At 63.8% G+C, this 18,260-nt stretch carries 13 protein-coding genes; 4 read left to right on the plus strand and 9 right to left on the minus strand.

What is annotated here, in order from left to right:
• Positions 1 to 9 precede the first annotated feature (9 nt).
• The 5 genes from G3N59_RS27275 to G3N59_RS27295 are packed head-to-tail and all read right to left on the minus strand — an operon-like array spanning position 10 to position 10,001.
• The gene (locus G3N59_RS27275; protein WP_205985927.1) at positions 10 to 795 is read right to left on the minus strand and encodes a response regulator transcription factor; all 786 of its coding nucleotides are present in this window, start codon (positions 793 to 795) and stop codon (positions 10 to 12) included.
• Complete coding sequence (locus G3N59_RS27280) at positions 795 to 2,225, minus strand: efflux transporter outer membrane subunit (protein WP_205985928.1); 1,431 nt, start codon at positions 2,223 to 2,225, stop codon at positions 795 to 797. Before G3N59_RS27280 ends, G3N59_RS27275 begins: the two co-directional genes overlap by 1 nt.
• Positions 2,222 to 5,569, minus strand: a complete 3,348-nt coding sequence (locus tag G3N59_RS27285; RefSeq protein ID WP_205985929.1) for an efflux RND transporter permease subunit — start codon at positions 5,567 to 5,569, stop codon at positions 2,222 to 2,224. Before G3N59_RS27285 ends, G3N59_RS27280 begins: the two co-directional genes overlap by 4 nt.
• Positions 5,566 to 8,673: a multidrug efflux RND transporter permease subunit gene (locus tag G3N59_RS27290; protein WP_205985930.1), complete on the minus strand. Its 3,108-nt coding sequence runs from the start codon at positions 8,671 to 8,673 to the stop codon at positions 5,566 to 5,568. Before G3N59_RS27290 ends, G3N59_RS27285 begins: the two co-directional genes overlap by 4 nt.
• Entirely contained in the window at positions 8,670 to 10,001 is a 1,332-nt protein-coding gene (locus G3N59_RS27295) for an MdtA/MuxA family multidrug efflux RND transporter periplasmic adaptor subunit (protein ID WP_205985931.1), read from the minus strand. Before G3N59_RS27295 ends, G3N59_RS27290 begins: the two co-directional genes overlap by 4 nt.
• A gap of 178 nt (positions 10,002 to 10,179) precedes the next feature.
• On the opposite strand from G3N59_RS27295, the gene G3N59_RS27300 reads away from it, so the two are divergent.
• Together G3N59_RS27300 and G3N59_RS27305 are read left to right on the plus strand one after the other, a co-directional pair.
• Entirely contained in the window at positions 10,180 to 10,935 is a 756-nt protein-coding gene (locus G3N59_RS27300) for a response regulator transcription factor (protein ID WP_241024224.1), read from the plus strand.
• The gene (locus G3N59_RS27305; protein ID WP_241024242.1) at positions 10,904 to 12,307 is read left to right on the plus strand and encodes an ATP-binding protein; all 1,404 of its coding nucleotides are present in this window, start codon (positions 10,904 to 10,906) and stop codon (positions 12,305 to 12,307) included. The genes G3N59_RS27300 and G3N59_RS27305 overlap by 32 nt, the downstream gene beginning before the upstream one ends.
• A gap of 31 nt (positions 12,308 to 12,338) precedes the next feature.
• Here G3N59_RS27305 and G3N59_RS27310 read toward each other — a convergent pair whose 3' ends face one another.
• Both G3N59_RS27310 and G3N59_RS27315 read right to left on the minus strand, forming a co-directional pair.
• Positions 12,339 to 12,983 carry a hypothetical protein gene (locus G3N59_RS27310; RefSeq protein WP_205985933.1) on the minus strand — a complete coding sequence of 215 codons (645 nt, stop codon included), beginning with the start codon at positions 12,981 to 12,983 and terminating at the stop codon, positions 12,339 to 12,341.
• Between the two features lie 338 nt (positions 12,984 to 13,321).
• A complete protein-coding gene (locus G3N59_RS27315; RefSeq protein ID WP_205985934.1) occupies positions 13,322 to 14,182 on the minus strand; it encodes a LysR family transcriptional regulator in 861 nt (286 codons plus the stop codon).
• 232 nt (positions 14,183 to 14,414) lie between these two features.
• Here G3N59_RS27315 and G3N59_RS27320 point away from each other — a divergent pair, with 232 nt between their 5' ends.
• Together G3N59_RS27320 and G3N59_RS27325 are read left to right on the plus strand one after the other, a co-directional pair.
• Positions 14,415 to 15,344, plus strand: coding sequence for a class I SAM-dependent methyltransferase (locus G3N59_RS27320; RefSeq protein ID WP_205985935.1), 930 nt, complete (start codon positions 14,415 to 14,417; stop codon positions 15,342 to 15,344).
• 155 nt (positions 15,345 to 15,499) lie between these two features.
• A complete protein-coding gene (locus G3N59_RS27325; RefSeq protein ID WP_277397940.1) occupies positions 15,500 to 16,996 on the plus strand; it encodes a DHA2 family efflux MFS transporter permease subunit in 1,497 nt (498 codons plus the stop codon).
• Positions 16,997 to 17,011: 15 nt separating this feature from the next.
• Here G3N59_RS27325 and G3N59_RS27330 read toward each other — a convergent pair whose 3' ends face one another.
• Complete coding sequence (locus G3N59_RS27330) at positions 17,012 to 17,782, minus strand: glycosyltransferase family 2 protein (protein ID WP_205985954.1); 771 nt, start codon at positions 17,780 to 17,782, stop codon at positions 17,012 to 17,014.
• 139 nt (positions 17,783 to 17,921) lie between these two features.
• Complete coding sequence (locus G3N59_RS27335; RefSeq protein WP_205985937.1) at positions 17,922 to 18,125, minus strand: hypothetical protein; 204 nt, start codon at positions 18,123 to 18,125, stop codon at positions 17,922 to 17,924.
• Positions 18,126 to 18,260: the final 135 nt, after the last annotated feature.

Below are 18,260 nucleotides of genomic sequence, written 5' to 3' on the forward strand. Positions count from 1 at the left end.
CCTGCGATTTCAGCCCTCACCGGCCGGGTCCGGCACGAAGCGATAACCTTCGCCGCGCACGGTGCGAATCCAGTGCGGCTGCGAAGGATCGCAGGGCAATAATTCGCGCAGCCGCGTAATGGCCACATTCACACTGCTTTCGCGGATGCCGCCTTGCATCAGCACCGCCAGGCGATTGCGCGTGAGCGTCACCAGCGGCCGTTGCGCAAACACCGCGAGCAGCGAAAACTGGCTTTCCGTGAGACGTTGCGGCACCCCGTCGCGCAGCAACGTGCGCGAAGAAAACACCACGCGATAAGGCCCAAAACTGAGATCCGGCTGCCTCGCGTGCACGTAAGCGCTCGCGCACGATGCATCGGATAGCGCGCCCGCCAGCGTGCGCCGCAACACCGCGCGAATGCGCGCAAGCAGTTCGGAGGGCACGAAAGGCTTGGCCAGATAATCGTCTGCGCCCAGTTCGAGTCCGATCACGCGATCGATCGCATCCGCAAGCGTCGACATCACGATCACCGGCGTCGCGTCGCCATGGCCGCGCAACTGCTTGAGCGCCGTGAAACCGTCGAGATCGGGAAAGCGCCGCTCCATCAGCACGAGGTCGGGCAAGGTCGAGCGGATATCGGCCGCCAATTGCCCAGCCATATGCTGCACCGTCACGCGAAAGCCCGCGTCGCCGAGAAAACCCTCGAGCATTTCGCAGACCGCGCGATCGGAATCGACCACGAGAATGCGCTGCGAGCGCGCCGTGGTTTCGGCGCGCGCTTTCGTGCCCACACGCATGTCTTGCACGCCGATCATCAACGCTGCGCCTGCTTCGTGTCCTGCAGACGCGACGCGTCCCAGCCGCCGCCCAGCGCCTTGATCAGGCTTGCGCTGGCAATCAGCCGGTTCGAACGCACCTGCAATGCGGTCTCTTCGTTCGAGAGCGCCGTCGCCTGCGCGGTCACCACCGTGGTGTAGGTGACCGTGCCCGCTTCGTATTCGTCGAGCGAAATCTGCACCGACTGGCGCGCGAGTTTCACGGCTTCGTCCTGCGCCACCGCCTGGTCGCCCAGCACGCGCAGGTTCGACAATTCGTCTTCGACATCGTGGAATGCGGTCAACACCGTCTGCCGGTAATTGGCGACGCTCTGGTCATAAGTCGCGCGCGCCGAATCGACCGCCGCCGAACGCGAACCGCCATCGATCAGCGTTTCGCTGCCGCTCGCCGCGAGCGACCACAGCGTATTGGCCGCCGTCAGCAAGGGCGCCGCGCCCGAAAAGCCCGCCACGCCCGAAAGCGAAATGGTCGGATAGTACGCGGCCACGGCCACGCCGATCAGCGCATTTTCCTGCGCCATCGTGCGTTCCGCTTCGGCGATATCCGGGCGACGTTCGAGCAGCGCCGACGGCACCACCAGCGGCACATCGGGCACGCTCTGCGCGAGTTCCGCGGGTGCAATCGTCAATGCCGATGGCGGCTTGCCGATCAGCAGCGCAATCGCGTGCTCGTACTGATCGCGCAACTCTTCCGCCGCAATCGCCGAGGCACGCGCGGTCGCCAAGGTGGTCTGCGCGGTCACGACGTCCGAGCGTGCCGCCACGCCCGCTTCGTACTGGTTACGCGTGATCTCCAGGCTGCGTTCGTAGGCCTTCACGGTGTCGTTCAGCAAACGCGTGAGCGAGTCCTGGTAACGCATCGAAAAGTAGTCCGAAACAAGCTCTTCCTGGGCGGAAAGCGTCAGGTCCGCAAGCTGCGCGGCGCTCGACTGCGCGCTCGCCTTGTCGCTTTCGATCTGGCGGCGCACCTTGCCCCACAGATCGAGATCCCACGAGCCGCTGGCTTCCAGCGAACCGGTGGTCGACGTGACGTTGCTGCTGCGCGCGCGCGTAACACCGGGCGCGAGCGAAACAGTCGGCGCGAGCGAGGCGCGCGCTTCGCGCACCACCGCCAGCGCCTGACGATACGCCGCCTCGTAGGCCTTCAGGTTCTGATTGTTGATGGCCACTTGCGGCACGAGCGAATCGAGCACGGGATCGTTGTAGACGCTCCACCAGTCGCCGCGTGCGGCGCCATCGGCGGGCGCAGCGTTTTTCCAGCCTTGCGGCGCTTCCTTGAAAGCGACCGGCGTCACCACATCGGGACGGCGATATTCGGGGCCAACGGTACAGCCCTGCAACGCGAGCAGCGTCGCGCCCAGCGCAATCGCCGTGCAAAGAGTCGTGCTGATACGGATAGGAAGCTTCATGATGAGGTGTCCGTCATCGCGCCGCCGGACGAACCGGGGAACACGCGGCGCCACAGGGCGCGCGCGCGATGGCGCAGGCGATCGAGATAGAGGTAGACGACAGGCGTGGTGTAGAGCGTGAGCAACTGGCTCACGATCAGCCCGCCGATGATGGCGATGCCCAGCGGCCGGCGCAGTTCCGCGCCCATACCCTGATCGAGCACGAGCGGCACCGCGCCGAACAGCGCCGCGCAGGTCGTCATCATGATCGGGCGAAAGCGCATCACGCAGGCCGCGCGAATCGCCTCGGCGGGCGAGAGGTTTTGCGTGCGCTGCGCGTCGAGCGCGAAGTCGACCATCATGATCGCGTTCTTCTTGACGATGCCGATCAGCAGAAACACGCCGATCAACGCAATCACCGAGAATTCCGTGTTGGTCGCCAGCAGCGCGATCACCGCGCCCACGCCTGCGGAAGGCAGCGTCGAGAGAATCGTCAGCGGATGCACATAGCTTTCGTACAGCATGCCGAGCACGGCATACACCGCCAGCAGCGCCGCGCCGATCAACAAGGGCATGGTGGACGCCGCCGCAAGCGCGCTGCCTGCCGTGCCGGCAAACGCGCCGTGCACGGAGTTCGGCATGTTGAGGTCCTTCACGGTCTGCTCGACGGCGGCGGTGGCATCGGCCAGCTGATAGCCGTTGGCGAGATTGAACGAAATCGTCGCGGCGACGGCCTGGCCCTGGTGATTCACCGAAACCGGCGTGTGCGCCTCCACCAGTTTCGAGAACGCGGAGAGCGGCACCATCGTGCTGCTCGACGTGCTCACGGCCTGCCCGGTCGACACGCTGCCGCCGGTGCTGGTCGCGATCGAATTGGTGGCCGCGTTCGTGCTCGCGCTCGATGTCGAACTGCTGGTGCTCGACGACGATGACGAAGAGGACGACGATGACGACGAACTCGTCACCGTGCCAGACACCGCATTCGTCGACGACGTGCCGCTCGCCGAAGCGCCCGACGTGCTCACATAGATATCGTTGAGCGAGGACGGGTCTTGCAGCCACTTCGGTGCGATTTCCATCACCACGTGATACTGGTTCTGCTCCTTGTAGATGGTCGACACTTCGCGCTCGCCGAACGCGTCATAGAGCGTGGCGTCGATCGTGTCGGGCGTGAGGCCGAAGCGCATCGCCGTCGCGCGGTCGACCACGACCTTCGCCGAAAGGCCGCCATTCTGCTGGTCGGAGCTGACATCGGCGAGCGCGGGCACGCGCTTGAGCGCTTCCGTCAGGCGCGTGCCCCATTGCTGGACCTGCGCGGTGTCGTCGCCTTGCAGCGTGTACTGGAACTGCGCAAAACTCTGGCGCCCGCCCACCATCAGATCCTGGCGCGGGAACATCATCAGTTGCGCGCCCGGAATCGTCGCGAGCTTCTTGCGCAAACGCGCCATCACGGTAAACGCCGAATCCTTGCGTTCGTCGAGCGGCTTGAGCGTGACGCTGGTAAAGGCCTGATTCGTGCCGTGACCGCCCGTGAAACCCACCACCGTCTGCACGGCGGGATCAGCCTTGACGATGGCGAGCGCCTGCTTCACTTTCACGCTCATCGCCTGGAACGAGATGCTTTGATCGGCCATCATGCCGCCGCCCATCAGCCCGCTATCCTGCTGCGGAAAGAGACTTTTGGGCACCACGGCATAGAGCATGACGTTGAGCGCAATGGTTGCGAGCAGCGTCGCCAGCACGAGCAGCGGATGACGCAGCGCGGCGCCCAGCGTGCGCGCGTAGACGCGCTCCGCTGCGTCGAACCAGCGGCCAAAGGTATCGCCCACACGCGTGAAAAAGCGCATAAAGCGATTGCTGCTACGCGGCTTCGCAGCAGCGTCGTGTTCATCGCGCAGGAACAGCGCGCATAGCGTGGGCGTCGTGGTGAGCGCGAGCAGCATCGAAACGGCGATCGAAATCGACAGCACGATTGCGAATTCGCGGAAGATGCGGCCCACCAGCCCACCCATCAGCAGGATCGGCAGAAACACGGCGATCAGCGAAACGCTCATCGAAATCACCGTGAAGCTCACTTCCTTCGCACCGGCGAGTGCCGCTTCGAAACGCGATGCGCCGCGCTCGCGGTGGCGCGAGATGTTCTCCAGCACAACGATCGCATCGTCCACGACAAAGCCGGTGGCGATGGTCAGCGCCATCAGCGAGAGATTGTCGAGGCTGTAGCCGAACAGCTTCATCGCGCCGAAAGTGCCGAGGATCGAAACCGGCACGGTCACGGCGGGAATCAGCGTTGCGCGCACGTTGCGCAGGAAGGCCAATACCACCAGCACGACCAGCACCACGGCGATCACCAGCGTGCGCTCGGTATGCGAGAGCGAAGCGCGAATCGTGCTGCTGCGGTCGTCGGACAGCGTGACTTCGGTGCCCGGCGGCAACGCGGCCTGCAATTGCGGCAGCACCGCTTTCACGCGATCGACCACATCGACGATATTGCCGCCCGGCTGCTTGAAGATCCACAGCATCACCGCAGGCTTGCCGTTCACATAGCCGACGTTGCGCAGGCTTTCCACCGAGTCGTTGACCTGCGCCACATCGCGCAGGAACACCGGCCGGCTGTTGCGCCACGCGACCACGAGATTGCGGTATTCGTCGGCGCGTTCGGCCTGATCGTTGGCGTAAAGCTGCCAGCGCAGTTTGCCGTCGCTGACCATGCCCTTCGCGCTATCCGCATTCGCGCCCGAAAGCGCCGCGCGCACGTCTTCAAGGCCAATGCCGTATTTGAAAAGCGCGCCCGCGTTCAGCTCGACGCGCACGGCGGGCAGCGAACTGCCGTTCAGATCGACATTGCCGATCCCGTCGATCTGCATGAGCCGCTGTTGCAGCACGGTCGCCGCGCTGTCGTAAAGCTGGCCCGGCGTGAGCGTCTTCGAGGTCAGCGAGACGATCAGGATCGGCGCATCGGCGGGATTGAACTTGCGATAGCTCGGGTTCGCTTTGAGCGCGCTCGGCAGGTCCGCGCGCGCTGCGTTGATGGCGGCCTGCACGTCGCGCGCTGCGCCGTTGATATCGCGGTCGAGGCCGAATTGCAGAATGACGTCGGTGGAGCCGACGCTGCTTTGCGAGGTCATTTCCGTGACGTCGGCAATCTGGCCCAGATGGCGTTCGAGCGGCGCGGCCACCGTGGCCGCCATGGTTTCGGGGCTCGCGCCGGACATCTGCGCCTGCACGCGGATGGTCGGAAAATCCACCGCGGGCAGCGGCGCGACCGGCAGATGGCCGAACGCCAGCGCGCCGGCCACCGCAATCGCGATCGTCATCAGGATCGTCGCGACCGGCCGGCGAATGAAGATCGCGCTCAGGTTCATGATGCGCCTCGCTGCGCGTCATTCAGCGTCCAGCCGCGCGCGCGCAGCCAGGCCGCCATGCGCTCCATCGCCAGATAAACGGCCGGCGTGGTAAACAGCGTGAGCGCCTGGCTGAACACCAGACCGCCGATCATCGCGATACCCAGCGGATGACGCAGCTCCGAACCGCTGCCGGTGCCCAGGGCGAGCGGCACGGCGGCGATCAGCGCGGCCATCGTCGTCATCAGAATCGGGCGCAGGCGCAGCAGGCAGGCCTGATGAATCGCTTCGCGCGGCGTGAGGCCTTCGTCGCGTTCGGCGGCAAGGGCGAAGTCGATCATCATGATCGCGTTCTTCTTGACGATACCGATCAGCAACACAATGCCGATCACGCCGATGATGTCGAGATCCGCGCCCGTCATCGCCATTGCCAGCAGCGCGCCAATGCCCGCTGAAGGCAGCGTGGAGAGAATCGTGAGCGGATGCACGAAGCTCTCATAGAGCACGCCCAGCACGACGTACATCACGAGCACGGCCGCCAGCACCAGATAGAGTTCGCTCGACAGCGACGACTGGAACGCTTCCGTCGCGCCCTGGAAGCGCGTTTCGAAACTGTCCGGCAAGGCCACGGCGGCTTGCGCGCGCTTGACGGCCTTGACCGCCGCGCCCAGCGAAGCGCCCTTGGCGAGATTGAACGAGATCGTCGTGGCCGGGAACTGGCCCAGATGCGAAATCTGGATCGGCTTCTTGCTGGTGACGATCTGCGCGACCGCCGAAAGCGGCACCTGGCCGTCCGTCGCCGTGGACGAAGGCAGATAGATCGAATCGAACGCGCCGAGCCCGCGCGCGAGCTTCGGATCGATTTCCATGATCACGCGCTTCTGGTCCGACTGCGTGAAGATGGTGCTGACGATACGTTGTCCGAAGTTGTCGTAGAGCGCATTGTCGATGGTCGCGAGCGTAATGCCGAAGCGCGCCGCCGTCGCGCGATCGACCTGTACGGTGGCCGCAAGGCCCGCGTCCTGGAGATCGCTCGTGACATCGGTGAGTTCGGGTTGCTTGCGCAGTTCCGCCAGCAGTTTCGGGGTCCACGTGCTCAACGTGTCCATCGACGGGTTGTCGAGCATGAACTGATACTGCGTCGCGCTGACCTGCGTATCCACGCTCAGGTCCTGCACCGGCTGCATATGCAAGGCGATGCCGGTCACATCGGCGGTTTCGGTTTGCAGGCGGCGAATGATCTCGCTGGCCGAGGCGCTGCGTTCGTCCTTCGGCTTCAGGTTGATCTGCATGCGGCCCATATTGAGCGTCATGTTGCTGCCGTCCACGCCCACCGACGACGAAAGGCTCATCACATCCGGGTCCTTGAGCACCACATCGGCGAGTTGCGTTTGCAGCGCACTCATGCGCTCGAACGAGATCGATTGCGAGGCTTCGGTGATGCCCTGAATCACGCCCGTATCCTGGGTCGGGAAAAAGCCCTTGGGGATCAGCACATACAGCGCGGCGGTCAGCGCGAACGTGCCCACCGCAACCGCGAGCGTGGCCTTTTCGTGGTCGAGCGCGAACGTGAGCGCACGCTCATATTGCCGCATGACCGGGGCGAACCAGTCGCGGCCTTTGTGTTCACGCTGCTTCGCGTGCATGCCAGGGCGCAGCAGACGCGCGCACAGCATCGGCACCAGCGTGAGCGAAACGACCGCCGAAATCACGATCGCCACCGCCAGCGTCACCGCGAACTCGTAGAACAGACGCCCGATCACATCGCCCATGAACAGCAGCGGAATCAGCACCGCGAGCAGCGAAACCGTCAGCGAAATAATCGTGAAGCCAATCTCGCGCGAGCCTTTGAGCGCGGCGTCCATCGGCGTCATGCCCGCTTCCACGTGACGGCTGATGTTCTCGATCACGACGATGGCGTCGTCCACCACGAAGCCGGTCGCGATGGTCAGCGCCATCAGCGAAAGATTGTCGAGGCTGAAACCCCACAGATACATCGCCGCAAACGTGCCCACCAGCGAGAGCGGCACGGACAGGCTCGGAATCAGCGTGGCCGGCACGTTGCGCAGGAACACGAAGATCACCATCACCACCAGCGCAACAGCCAGCGCCAGTTCGAACTGCACGTCCTTGACCGAAGCGCGAATCGTGGTCGTGCGGTCCGTCAGCAGCGAAACGTGCACGGACGAAGGCAGATCGCGCGTGAGCGCGGGCAGCATCGCCTTGATCGAATCGGCCACCTTGATGACGTTCGCGCCGGGCTGGCGCTGCACGTTGAGCAGGATCGCGGGCGTGTCGTTGCTCCACGCCGCCAGTTGCGTGTTCTCCGCGCCCGCCACCACTTCGGCGACATCGCGCAGACGCACGGGACGGCCGCTGCGATACGCAATCACGGTATCCAGATACTGCTCGGGATCTTCGATCTGGTCGTTCGAGTCGATCGTCCACGCGCGATGCGGGCCGTCGAGCGAACCCTTGGGCGCGTTCGTGTTGACGTTGGTGAGCGTGGTGCGAAGATCGTCCACGTTCAGGCCGTACGCAGCCAGCGCGCGAATGTTCGGACGCACGCGCACAGCCGGCTTGTGGCCGCCCGACAGCGTGACGAGACCCACGCCCGACATCTGCGAAATCTTCTGCGCGATGCGCGTGTTGGTGAGCGCCTGCACATCGGTCAGCGGCATCGTCGGCGAGGTGACGGCGAGCGTGAGGATGGGGGCGTCGGCGGGATTGACCTTGGCGTAGACGGGCGGCGCGGGCAGATCGCTCGGCAGCAGGCTGTCGGCGGCGTTGATGGCAGCCTGCACTTCCTGCTCGGCCACGTCCATCGACACGGCCAGATCGAATTGCAGCGTGATGACCGATGCGCCCGCCGACGAATGCGAAGCCATCTGCTTGAGGCCCGCCATTTCGCCGAGCTGCTGTTCGAGCGGCGCGGTGACGGCGGAGGTCATCACGTCCGGGCTCGCGCCCGGGTAGAAGGTCTGCACCTGGATCGTCGTGTACTCGACCGAGGGCAGCGCGGAAAGCGGCAGGAAGCGCCACGCCACCATGCCGACGACGAGCAGCGCCGCCATCAGCAAGGTAGTCGCGACGGGCCGCAGAATAAAGAGGCGCGACGGATTCATGACTGCGGGCGGGCCTTGGCTTCGGCGGCGGTCTTCGTGGCGTTCTTATCGGCGTTTTTATCCGCATTTTTAGCGGCGCCCTGCTGCGGCTCGCGGATCTTCGCGCCGTCGCTCAGATGGTCGGCGCCGTCGATCACGATGCGATCGCCCGCCGCGAGACCGGCGAGCACAGCCGTTTTGCCATCGGCAGCAGCGCCCGTGCGGATCTTGCGCAGCGACACCGTCTGGTTGTCGTTGACGCGATAGACGAAGGTGCCGGGCGTGCCCGTCTGCACGGCTTCGGACGGAATCGTCACCGCATCGTGCAGCGTGTCGAGCAGCAGCGAGATATTCACGAACTGGTTAGGGAACAGCGCGCCGTCGGCGTTCTTGAAGAGCGCGCGCAGCTTCACGGTGCCGGTCGTGGTGTCGATCTGGTTATCGACGGTATCGAGCACGCCGTCCGCGAGCTTTTCATCGCCCGCGCGGTCGTAGGCCACGACCTGCAGACGCGCGCCGCTCGCCAGACGCTTGTTCAGGCGGCGCAGATCGTCCTCGGGCAGCGTGAACACGACCGAGATCGGATCGGTTTCGGTCACGACGACCACGCCGTCCGTGTCCGATGCCGTCACGTAATTGCCCACGTCGACCTGACGCAGACCCACGCGCCCGTCCACCGGCGAGACGATGCGGCAGTACGTGAGATTGAGCTTTTCCGCATCCACCTGGGCCTGATCCGTGAGCACCGTGCCTTCGTATTCGCGCACGGTGGCTTCGGCGGTGTCGAGCGTCTGCTGCGAGACCGAATCCGTTTTGGCGAGGCGCTGGTAGCGCGCGAGGTCGAGGCGCGCGTTATCGAGCAGCGCCTTGTCCTTCACAACCTGTCCCTGATACTGCTTGAGCAGCACTTCGTACTGGCGCGGATCGACCTGCGCAAGCAGATCGCCCTTTTTCACCTGCTGGCCTTCGCGGAAATCGATCGCCTGCAGATAGCCGCTGATCTGCGACTTGACGGTGACGGTCGCCAGCGACGTCACGGTGCCGAGCGAGCTCAGACGCACCGGCACATCGCCGGTTGCCGCCGCCGCCACGCCCACCGATTGCGCCTGGCCGCCCATCATGCCGCCGGGTCCACCGGGGCCGCCAGGACCGCCCGGCCCACCCGGAAATCCCGGCGGGCCGCCAGCGGGCGCGCCATGCGGGCGCAGCGCGAACAATGCGCCCGCGCTGACCGCGAGCACCAGCAGCGCCCACGGCCAGACGCGGCGGCGCCGTGCCTGGCTGCTTTCGTGCGGCTCGCGCACACCGGTTTCATCAGGAGTTTTGGGAGGCTCTACTCGCTTGTCCATGCCGTTCGCGATACGTGAATGAAGCCGCGAACGATACGGCATGACGCGCTTATCTTGTTGATTTTTAATGGAATCAACACAATGTATCCAGATTGACACACGATATGCAGCCCCAGCGCCGGCGAATTATCGGACAATGAAAGGGACTTTTCTGTGCGCTTTCTGCGCCGTCCTTCTCTTGAACAACGCCCCCATTCTCATCGTCGAAGACGACCCGGACATCAGTGCTCCCCTCGCCCAGTTTCTGAGCGGCAAAGGCTATCGCACGCGCATCGCCGGCAGCGCCGAGCAGGCGCTGGCGTTGCTCGCGCAGGAAAGCGTGGAACTGGTGTTGCTCGACGTGATGCTGCCGGGCATGGACGGGCTCGAACTGTGCCGCCGCCTGCGCGCCTCGGGCGGGCCGCGCATCATCATGCTGACCGCGCTGGTCGAGACCACCGACAAAGTAATCGGCCTCGAACTGGGCGCCGACGATTACGTCTCCAAGCCCTTCGATCTGCGCGAGCTGCTAGCGCGTATGCGCTCCGCGCTGCGTCGTCCGCCCAGCGGCGCGGAACCCGGCGCCGCGTCATCCGCACAATCGGGCAGCGAAGCCGCGCGCGACCCGGGCGCCGAACTGATCATCGCGTTTTCGGGCTATACGTTCTATCCGTACCGGCGTTTCGTGCGCTCGCCCGCGGGCCTGCGCATCCCGCTCACCGGTGCGGAAACCGATCTGCTGCTGGTGTTCTGCCGCCAGCCGCGCCAGGTGCTGTCGCGCGAAGAACTGATCGCGCTCACCCGCGGCAAGAACTTTCCGATCGCCTCGCGCTCGATCGACCTGCTGGTGAGCCGGCTGCGCCGCAAGCTCAGCGGCGACGATCCGCTCGAAGAAACCATCCGCACGGTGCGGGCGGACGGCTATGCCTTCCAGCCCGACGTCGTATTCGAGTGATGCACGCCTGATGCGCCGCTTCCTCTCCAACTTCTTCTCCACCACGCTCGGGCAGATTCTCGCCATCATCGCGTGTTCGTCGACCATCACGTTCGGCCTGTTCATCCTGCTGCTGTTCTATCCGGGCGGGCCGCCCACGCCGCCGTGGCCCTGGGTGCCGACCTATCGGATCGCCAGCGCCGCGCGCGTGCTGGCGAACACGCCCGCCGCCGCGCGCGCGCAAACGGCACTCGCGCTGCAAACGCCGCAACTCACGCTGGGCATGACGCGCACGCCCTCGCGCTGCACCGTCAACACGCTCGATAACGGCGAACTGCGCCGCACGCTGCGCAACGAGTTGAGCGATATCGGCGCGACGGTGAGCGTGCATTCCTGCGATCCGCTCAATCCGAACGGCACGATCCAGGTGGTCGTGCACCTGCGCGACGACGATGCAACCGTGCTCGAAGCGCGCACGCAGCGCATCGGCCCCGAGCCGCCGCGTCTCACGTTTCCCTTTGTCGGCGCCTTGCTGTTCATGTTCGTGGGCATTGCGGCGATGTCCGCCTGGGCGGTGTCGCGCGTGGTCCGGCCGCTGCGCCGTCTCGCCGATAAAGCCGATGCCTTTGGACGCGAGATTGCGCTTGCGCCGATCGAAGAAGAAGGACCGCTCGAAATCCGCCGCGCCGCGCACGCCTTCAATATGATGCAGGAGCGCATCACGCATTCGCTGCACAACCGCACGCGCATGCTGGCGGCGGTCAGCCACGATCTGCGCACGCCGCTGACGCGCATGCGCCTGCAACTGGACACCAACGAAAGCGAAACCGTGCGCGACAAACTGCGCAAGGACATCGACCTGATGCAGACGATGGTGTCGTCGGCGCTATCGTTTTTAAGCTCGGGAAATAGCGACGAAAACAAGGAATGGCTCGATCTGAGCGCGCTGATCGCGACCGTCTGCGACGAATACGAAGAAGCGGGCGCGGCGATCCGCTATGAAGGACCGCACCAGATCCGTTGCTTCTGCCGCCCCGATGGCATGCAACGCGTGCTGGCGAATCTGATCGACAATGCGCTGCGTTTTGGCGAAACGGTGGTGGTGGTGGCGTCGGTGCGCGGCGAGACGATTCTGATCGACGTCAGCGACGACGGACCCGGCATCCCCGAAACGCGGCTGCGCGATGTGCTGGAACCGTTCGTGCGACTCGATCCTTCGCGACGCGGCCAGCCGGGCAGCGTGGGACTCGGGCTCGCGATCGTGCGCGACATCGTGCGCGCGCACGGCGGCGAGTTGACGCTGATCAATCGTCGCCCGAGTGGGCTGACCGCGCGGATCGTGTTGAGTCAGTCGACGCGGGCAAGAGTGGTTGAGGGTGAGGTGCAGGGATAGATACGGGTGTCAATCTGTGCCGGGCCCGATGTCACGGCGTTGATCCATGACGAAGCGGCGGGTGCGGATCGGCCGTTGCGTTTGCGCCCCGATCAACACGCGCAATGCCCAGGTAACGCAGATTCGTAGCCTGGCGCACGATGCTTAAGTCCCACGGTCCTGTCTCACGGACCAACTCGGCAAGATAGTTGAACGCCGCGTAGATATCGTAGGGCGAGTTTTTGGGCACAGGTAGCCGATACCAGAACGAGACCGAATTGATCGGTATGGAATGCGAGAGGTCTCCGACACCGACCGGAACAAAGAAGTCGCGCCGCTCGATTCTGGCTTCGTCGATTTTTTCGCCATAGACAACGCGCTGCAATCCCATTCGATCGAATTGCTCGTAGGGAATATGCGTTTCTATCTCGTCACCGGCTTCAATACGGAATCCCGCCACTGAAGAGGTTCCGCCCGGCGCTTCGCTAACGCGATTGAAAATGAAGTACACCGCCATCGCGTCGTCAACGTAATAGCAGTATTGCGTTTTTCCAGGCTGATCCAGTTTGAGTTCTGGCTCGCCCATCACATCCGTGACGTCTTCGAACGAGATGTCACCTTTTATCCAGCGAAGTCCGAGTTCGGTGTAGTGAAGAAGTGCGGTTTGCTGCGCCGTCGACAGGGTTCTGGTCGGCATGTTAGGGCTCCCTGCCTGCGCCGCCGCGCCGGTCATGAGCATAGTCAAACTCATAAGCGCGACTACACTCGTCGGGTGGATGAGTCTTGAGAAGGAGGCCCATTCCTTCCTCCCAATAAGCAGTCGCCATGTCACCGCAGAAAAACGCATCGTTTTCCCACGGGCGCTGCGTGTAATCACAGCGGCAACGCCAAGGCTCTTCAACCATCGCATCATGGGGTCGATCAATGTGTTGTCGTACTACAGCAGGCAATACCGCCTACACGCGACACAATGATCTTGTCAGGGATAGATTCATATACGAAGAATCCGAAAGTGAGCGCTGTTGGACGCCCCGGTCACTCCCCAATCCACGACCCACGCAAATCGCTGTCGTGCAGCAATTGAAGCAGCGTCTGCGCCGGACGGCTCAGGCGCTTCGCCGCCAGCGCGATGAATTCCACGTCGGGCAACACAGGCAGACTCGCGCCGTTGACCGGCGGCGCAAGTCCGCGCGCGGCCAGATATTGCGGGCGCACCGTAATCCCCAACCCGCCGCGCGCCGCCGCCACACAACCCGAATGACTGCTGCTCGTGCACACCACCTGCCAGCGAAAATCGGTCTGCGCCAACGCGTCGAGCACCACGGCGCGCGTCACGCTGGGTTCGGCGACCAGAATCAGCGGCAGTGGCTGCGTGAGATCCACGCTCGTGCCCGCGCGCGCGAGCCATTCGAGCCGGCCCGTAAATAGCGCGGTGCCGCGTTTGTCGCCCAGACGCCGTTTGCCCACCATCAGCTCGATCGCGCCCGAATCCAGCAGTTCGTATAGCTGCCCCGTCATGCCGATGGTGATTTCGAGTTCCACGTCCGGATGCGCGTTACGAAACGCCGTAAGCACCGTGGGTAGCGGGCCGAGCGCGATATCGTCGGAGCAGCCAAGGCGCACGCGCCCGCGCAGACGCGGCGCGCGGAATTGCGATTCGGCGCGGTTGATCGCCTGAAGGATCGCGCCCGCATGCGCGAGCATCGCCTCGCCGTCGGGCGTGATCGCGAGCGAATGCGTGTCGCGCACGAAGAGACGCCGGCCGATTTCCTGCTCGAGACGGCGCACGTGCTCACTGACACTCGACTGCGTGAGATCGAGTTGACGCGCCGCCTCGGTGAAGCTGTGGCAAGCCGCGACGGTCGCGAAGGATTTTAGCCAGATGGGATTGAGCATGGACTGAATGTCTTATTTGTTATCGTCAAACTGACTACATACATACGCTAATTGCAATCACTCAATGCACTGCCAACCGGGCTTGCGACCCACCCTATGACGTCACGCGCCTGATTGAAATCAAAGGGGCTCGACGTCGATCCCGAACACTCTGCGCTGACCATCACACGCACTCCTTTCCAAATATTTCAACGTGGTAATATCGCCCGGACATGGAATCCCGAGAGGACGCATGGAAACGATCACGACGATCGAAGGGCTCGATCAGAAAATCGCCGAGTGTCACCGCGCAGCTGCCATCTCTGACGCCGCGCTAAGAGACATGTTTCAGTCTTTTAACATGGCTCCCGTAGGTGTCGATCTCGATCCTTTCAGCGAGAAGTATCTGCTGGAACAAATGAATCTCTACCAGCAGATTGCGGGTAAGCCCTATAAGACGGAAAACGAGGCTTATCCCGTCGATGCAACAACGCTCGAAAAAGTCTTTCCTTACAGCACCCAATCACCTCGATTAATCGGATCGCAATACGCCGCAATTGCCGCGCTATTGAGCCGGATGCATATTGCCCCGCCCGCCCGCGTGATCGAATTCGGCGCCGGCTGGGGAAACATGGCGCTCGCCCTCGCACAGTCGGGCTACGACGTCACGACCGTTGATATTGAAGAAAGCTTTTGCCGGCTCGTTCAGAAACGTGCTGCGCAACTCGACGTGAAGATTCGCTCGATCAATGACGACTTCCTGCTCTCGGAAAGGTTGGACGAAAAATTCGACGCTGCGATTTTCTTTGAATGCTTTCATCATTGCGCAGATCATCGCCGGTTGCTTCGCGCGCTGCACCGCATCATAAAACCGGGCGGCCACCTTTATTTCATCGCCGAACCTATTACCCAGAAATTCCCCGTGCCGTGGGGCGTTCGCCTCGATGGCGAATCGCTATGGGCTATCCGGCACCACGGCTGGCTCGAATTGGGATTTCAGGAAGATTACTTCCGCGAAGCGCTTCGCCGCAGCGGCTGGCAAGTGACGCATCATCCCACCGGCAACCTCACCACGACGATCTGGGACGCACAGGTCGGCAGCGGCACCAGCAACGCCATCGTCGAGACTGTGCGCCCGAAGCGCAATATCCTCGACCATCTGCGCGCGAAACTCTTTAGCTAACAGAACGCGTCTGTCTGGCACGAGGCTTCAACGGCTCAGCGTCACTGGAATCGTATCTCTATGGCCTTGTTATCGCCATCCCCGATAACAGTCAGCGTCCTTAGTGGGGTTCCCGATTTCAGGCGATGACAATATCATGACGGGATTGCAGATCATTGCGCCGCGGGGCCGGGTGCGGCACGCACGCCGGGCACGACAAACCGCTCGCCGGCGCTCAGGAAGTCCCGATGAACAAGGATTCAAGCCAGACGGCGTTGCTGTGGATCGTCGCCGCAGGCTTTTTCATGCAGGCGCTCGACACCACGATCGTCAACACCGCGCTGCCCTCCATGGCGCACAGCCTCGGCGTCCAACCGCTCGTGATGCAGCCGGTGATCGTCGCCTACACGCTCACCATGGCGATGCTCACGCCCGCCTCTGGCTGGCTCGCCGACCGCTTCGGCACCCGCCGCGTCTACTTCGCCGCCATCCTCATTTTCGTGCTCGGCTCAGTGTGCTGCGCGAGTTCGCACACGCTCGGCCAGCTCGTGATCGCGCGCGTGCTGCAAGGCATCGGCGGGTCGATGTTGATGCCGATCGGCCGCCTCGCCGTGCTGCGCGCCGTGAGCGGCGAGCAATATGTCTCCGCGCTCGCGCTGATTTCGGTGGCCGGCCAGGTGGGCCCGATCGTCGGCCCGACGCTCGGCGGCTGGTTCGTGCAGGCCATCACGTGGCACTGGATCTTCCTGATCAACGTGCCGATCGGTCTTGCCGGCATGGCCGCGGTGCAACGTTATCTGCCGCGTGCGTCGGGCAGCGTCGCGCCGCCTTTCGATGTGGTGGGTTGTGCGCTGGTATCGCTGTGCATGATCGCGTTTTCGCTCGCCTTCGATGCGCCGGTGCAAACGCATCGCGCGGCGTGGTCGGCGGGACTTTTCGCGCTGGGACTCGCTTCCGCGCTCGTCTATGTGCCGTATGCGCGCCGCCGCCGCGAGCCGCTGTTCAGACTCGCGCTGTTTGGCGAGCCTAATTTCAGTGTCGGTTTGATCGGCAATCTGGTGTGCCGGGTCGGGTCGAGCGCGGTGCCGTTTCTCGTGCCGTTGCTGATGCAACTCGAACTCGGCTATACGCCGCTGCACTCGGGTCTCATGATGCTGCCTGCCGCACTCGCGGGCACGGTGGCCAAGCGCTGGATCGCGCCGTTGATCCGCCGCTACGGCTACGACATGTTCCTGCTCGTGAATACCTTGATTGTGGGCGGCTCGATCGTTGCGTTCGCACTCATTTCACGCGACACGCCGGTGATCGTCGAAATTATCGTGCTGGCCATCTTCGGCGCGGCCAATTCGATGCAGTTCGCGGCGATGAACAGCGTCACGCTCAAGGGCCTCTCCCACGAAGACGCGGGCAGCGGCAACAGTCTCTTTTCGATGGTGCAGATGCTGGCGATGGGACTGGGCGTGACGATCGGCGGTGCGCTCGTGAGCCTCGTTGAACAACATGGCGGGACGATGGCGCTCGGCTTTCGCGCGAGCTTCGCGGTGGTGGGCGCGATCACGCTGATTTCCGCGCTGATTTTCCGGCGCATTGAAGCCGAGCCAGGCGTCGCACCCGCCGCCGCCGCAGCAGGCGTGACGCCCGCAACCGTGCCGACGTCATCAGGCCGTTCTTGAACGGGCGAGCGGTTTTCAGCGCACCGGCGCGTCCGGCTGCGCAGCGAGCCGGGTGAGCTTCAGAAAACGGTAATAGACGGTTTCGGCGTTATACACCGCGATGATGAGCCCCGCGCGGCCATCGAGAAAACCGCGCCGCAGCACATAGGTGCGAATAAACGCCCAAGCACCGCGCCCGAGCGCCTTTCTCACGCTGCTTTTCTTGCCGCCCGAGCGACGCTGTTCGGCGCCCAGCGTCGAATACGCGTCCATCTTGCGCAGCACGGTTTCGTAGCTGTCGTACGAGTAATGCAGCAGTTTGCCTTCGAGGCGTTTGCACGGCACGTCGTACACCAGACGCTCGTGCACGAGATCGCTCGAAAAGCGCGCGAGTTCGCGCGGAAACAGGCGCGGAATCCAGTCCGGATACCAGCCCGAGTGATAAATCCATTCGCCGCAGAAACTCGACAGCCGGTCCACCGCATAGGTCGCCAGTTCCGGCGCCATGACGGCCGTGCGGATCGAGTGCGCCAGTTCGGGCGTGACGATTTCGTCGGCGTCGAGCGAGAGTATCCACGGCGTGGACAACGCGGCAATCGCGCGATTCTTCTGCTCGCCGAAGCCGGGCCAGTCTGCGCTTTCGATCACGCGTGCGCCGTGCTGGCGCGCGATCTCGACGGTGTTGTCGGTGCTGCCGCTATCGAGCACGACGATCTCGCCGGCAAAACGCACGGACTGCAGGCATTCCGCCAGATGCTGCGCGGCGTTCATCGTGATGATCGCGACGCCTAGCTGCGCTACTTTCAAATCATCCTCGCTTGGTCGTACTGCCGCGCAGCGGAACAGGTTCACGTGCGCGGCGCGGATCAGCCGCTGCGACGGCCAGGACACATCGCAGCGCTTCCTGCCAACTCAGTGCCGCTCAGGCACGCGATCGGGCAACCAATCAGGCCAGCGTCGATGCGTGCGGCACGATCACTGCGCCCTGCGGGCCGCCACCGCCGCCGTGGCCACCAGGACCGCCACCACCGCCGCCACCGCCAGGACCCCAGCTACCGGGGCCGCCCGGGCCGCAGAAAGGAAACAGGCAACAACCGCTGAGCGCCGTCGCCAGCGCAACTACACCCGCAAGGGCGATCAATCGTTTCATGCTCATACTCTTCGTCAAACAGTGTGTGTCGTGCGAACGCGGCGCGGGGGACAAAGCCTCGCGCCAACGATCCACATCATGATGGGGCCTATGCTTGCAGACCAGGGCGGATTCGTGGTTACCCACGGTTACGCA

The organism is Paraburkholderia sp. Ac-20340, assembly GCF_017104965.1.
In the GTDB taxonomy this organism is placed as follows: domain Bacteria; phylum Pseudomonadota; class Gammaproteobacteria; order Burkholderiales; family Burkholderiaceae; genus Paraburkholderia.

Excerpts from the sequence above, each read along its gene's own strand:
- G3N59_RS27275 (WP_205985927.1), bottom strand. The coding sequence starts at position 795 with ATGATCGGCGTGCAAGACATGCGTGTGGGCACGAAAGCGCGCGCCGAA.
- G3N59_RS27280 (WP_205985928.1), bottom strand. The coding sequence starts at position 2,225 with ATGAAGCTTCCTATCCGTATCAGCACGACTCTTTGCACGGCGATTGCG.
- G3N59_RS27285 (WP_205985929.1), bottom strand. The coding sequence starts at position 5,569 with ATGAACCTGAGCGCGATCTTCATTCGCCGGCCGGTCGCGACGATCCTG.
- G3N59_RS27290 (WP_205985930.1), bottom strand. The coding sequence starts at position 8,673 with ATGAATCCGTCGCGCCTCTTTATTCTGCGGCCCGTCGCGACTACCTTG.
- G3N59_RS27295 (WP_205985931.1), bottom strand. The coding sequence starts at position 10,001 with ATGGACAAGCGAGTAGAGCCTCCCAAAACTCCTGATGAAACCGGTGTG.
- G3N59_RS27305 (WP_241024242.1), top strand. The coding sequence starts at position 10,904 with ATGCCTTCCAGCCCGACGTCGTATTCGAGTGATGCACGCCTGATGCGC.
- G3N59_RS27310 (WP_205985933.1), bottom strand. The coding sequence starts at position 12,983 with ATGCCGACCAGAACCCTGTCGACGGCGCAGCAAACCGCACTTCTTCAC.
- G3N59_RS27315 (WP_205985934.1), bottom strand. The coding sequence starts at position 14,182 with ATGCTCAATCCCATCTGGCTAAAATCCTTCGCGACCGTCGCGGCTTGC.
- G3N59_RS27320 (WP_205985935.1), top strand. The coding sequence starts at position 14,415 with ATGGAAACGATCACGACGATCGAAGGGCTCGATCAGAAAATCGCCGAG.
- G3N59_RS27335 (WP_205985937.1), bottom strand. The coding sequence starts at position 18,125 with ATGAAACGATTGATCGCCCTTGCGGGTGTAGTTGCGCTGGCGACGGCG.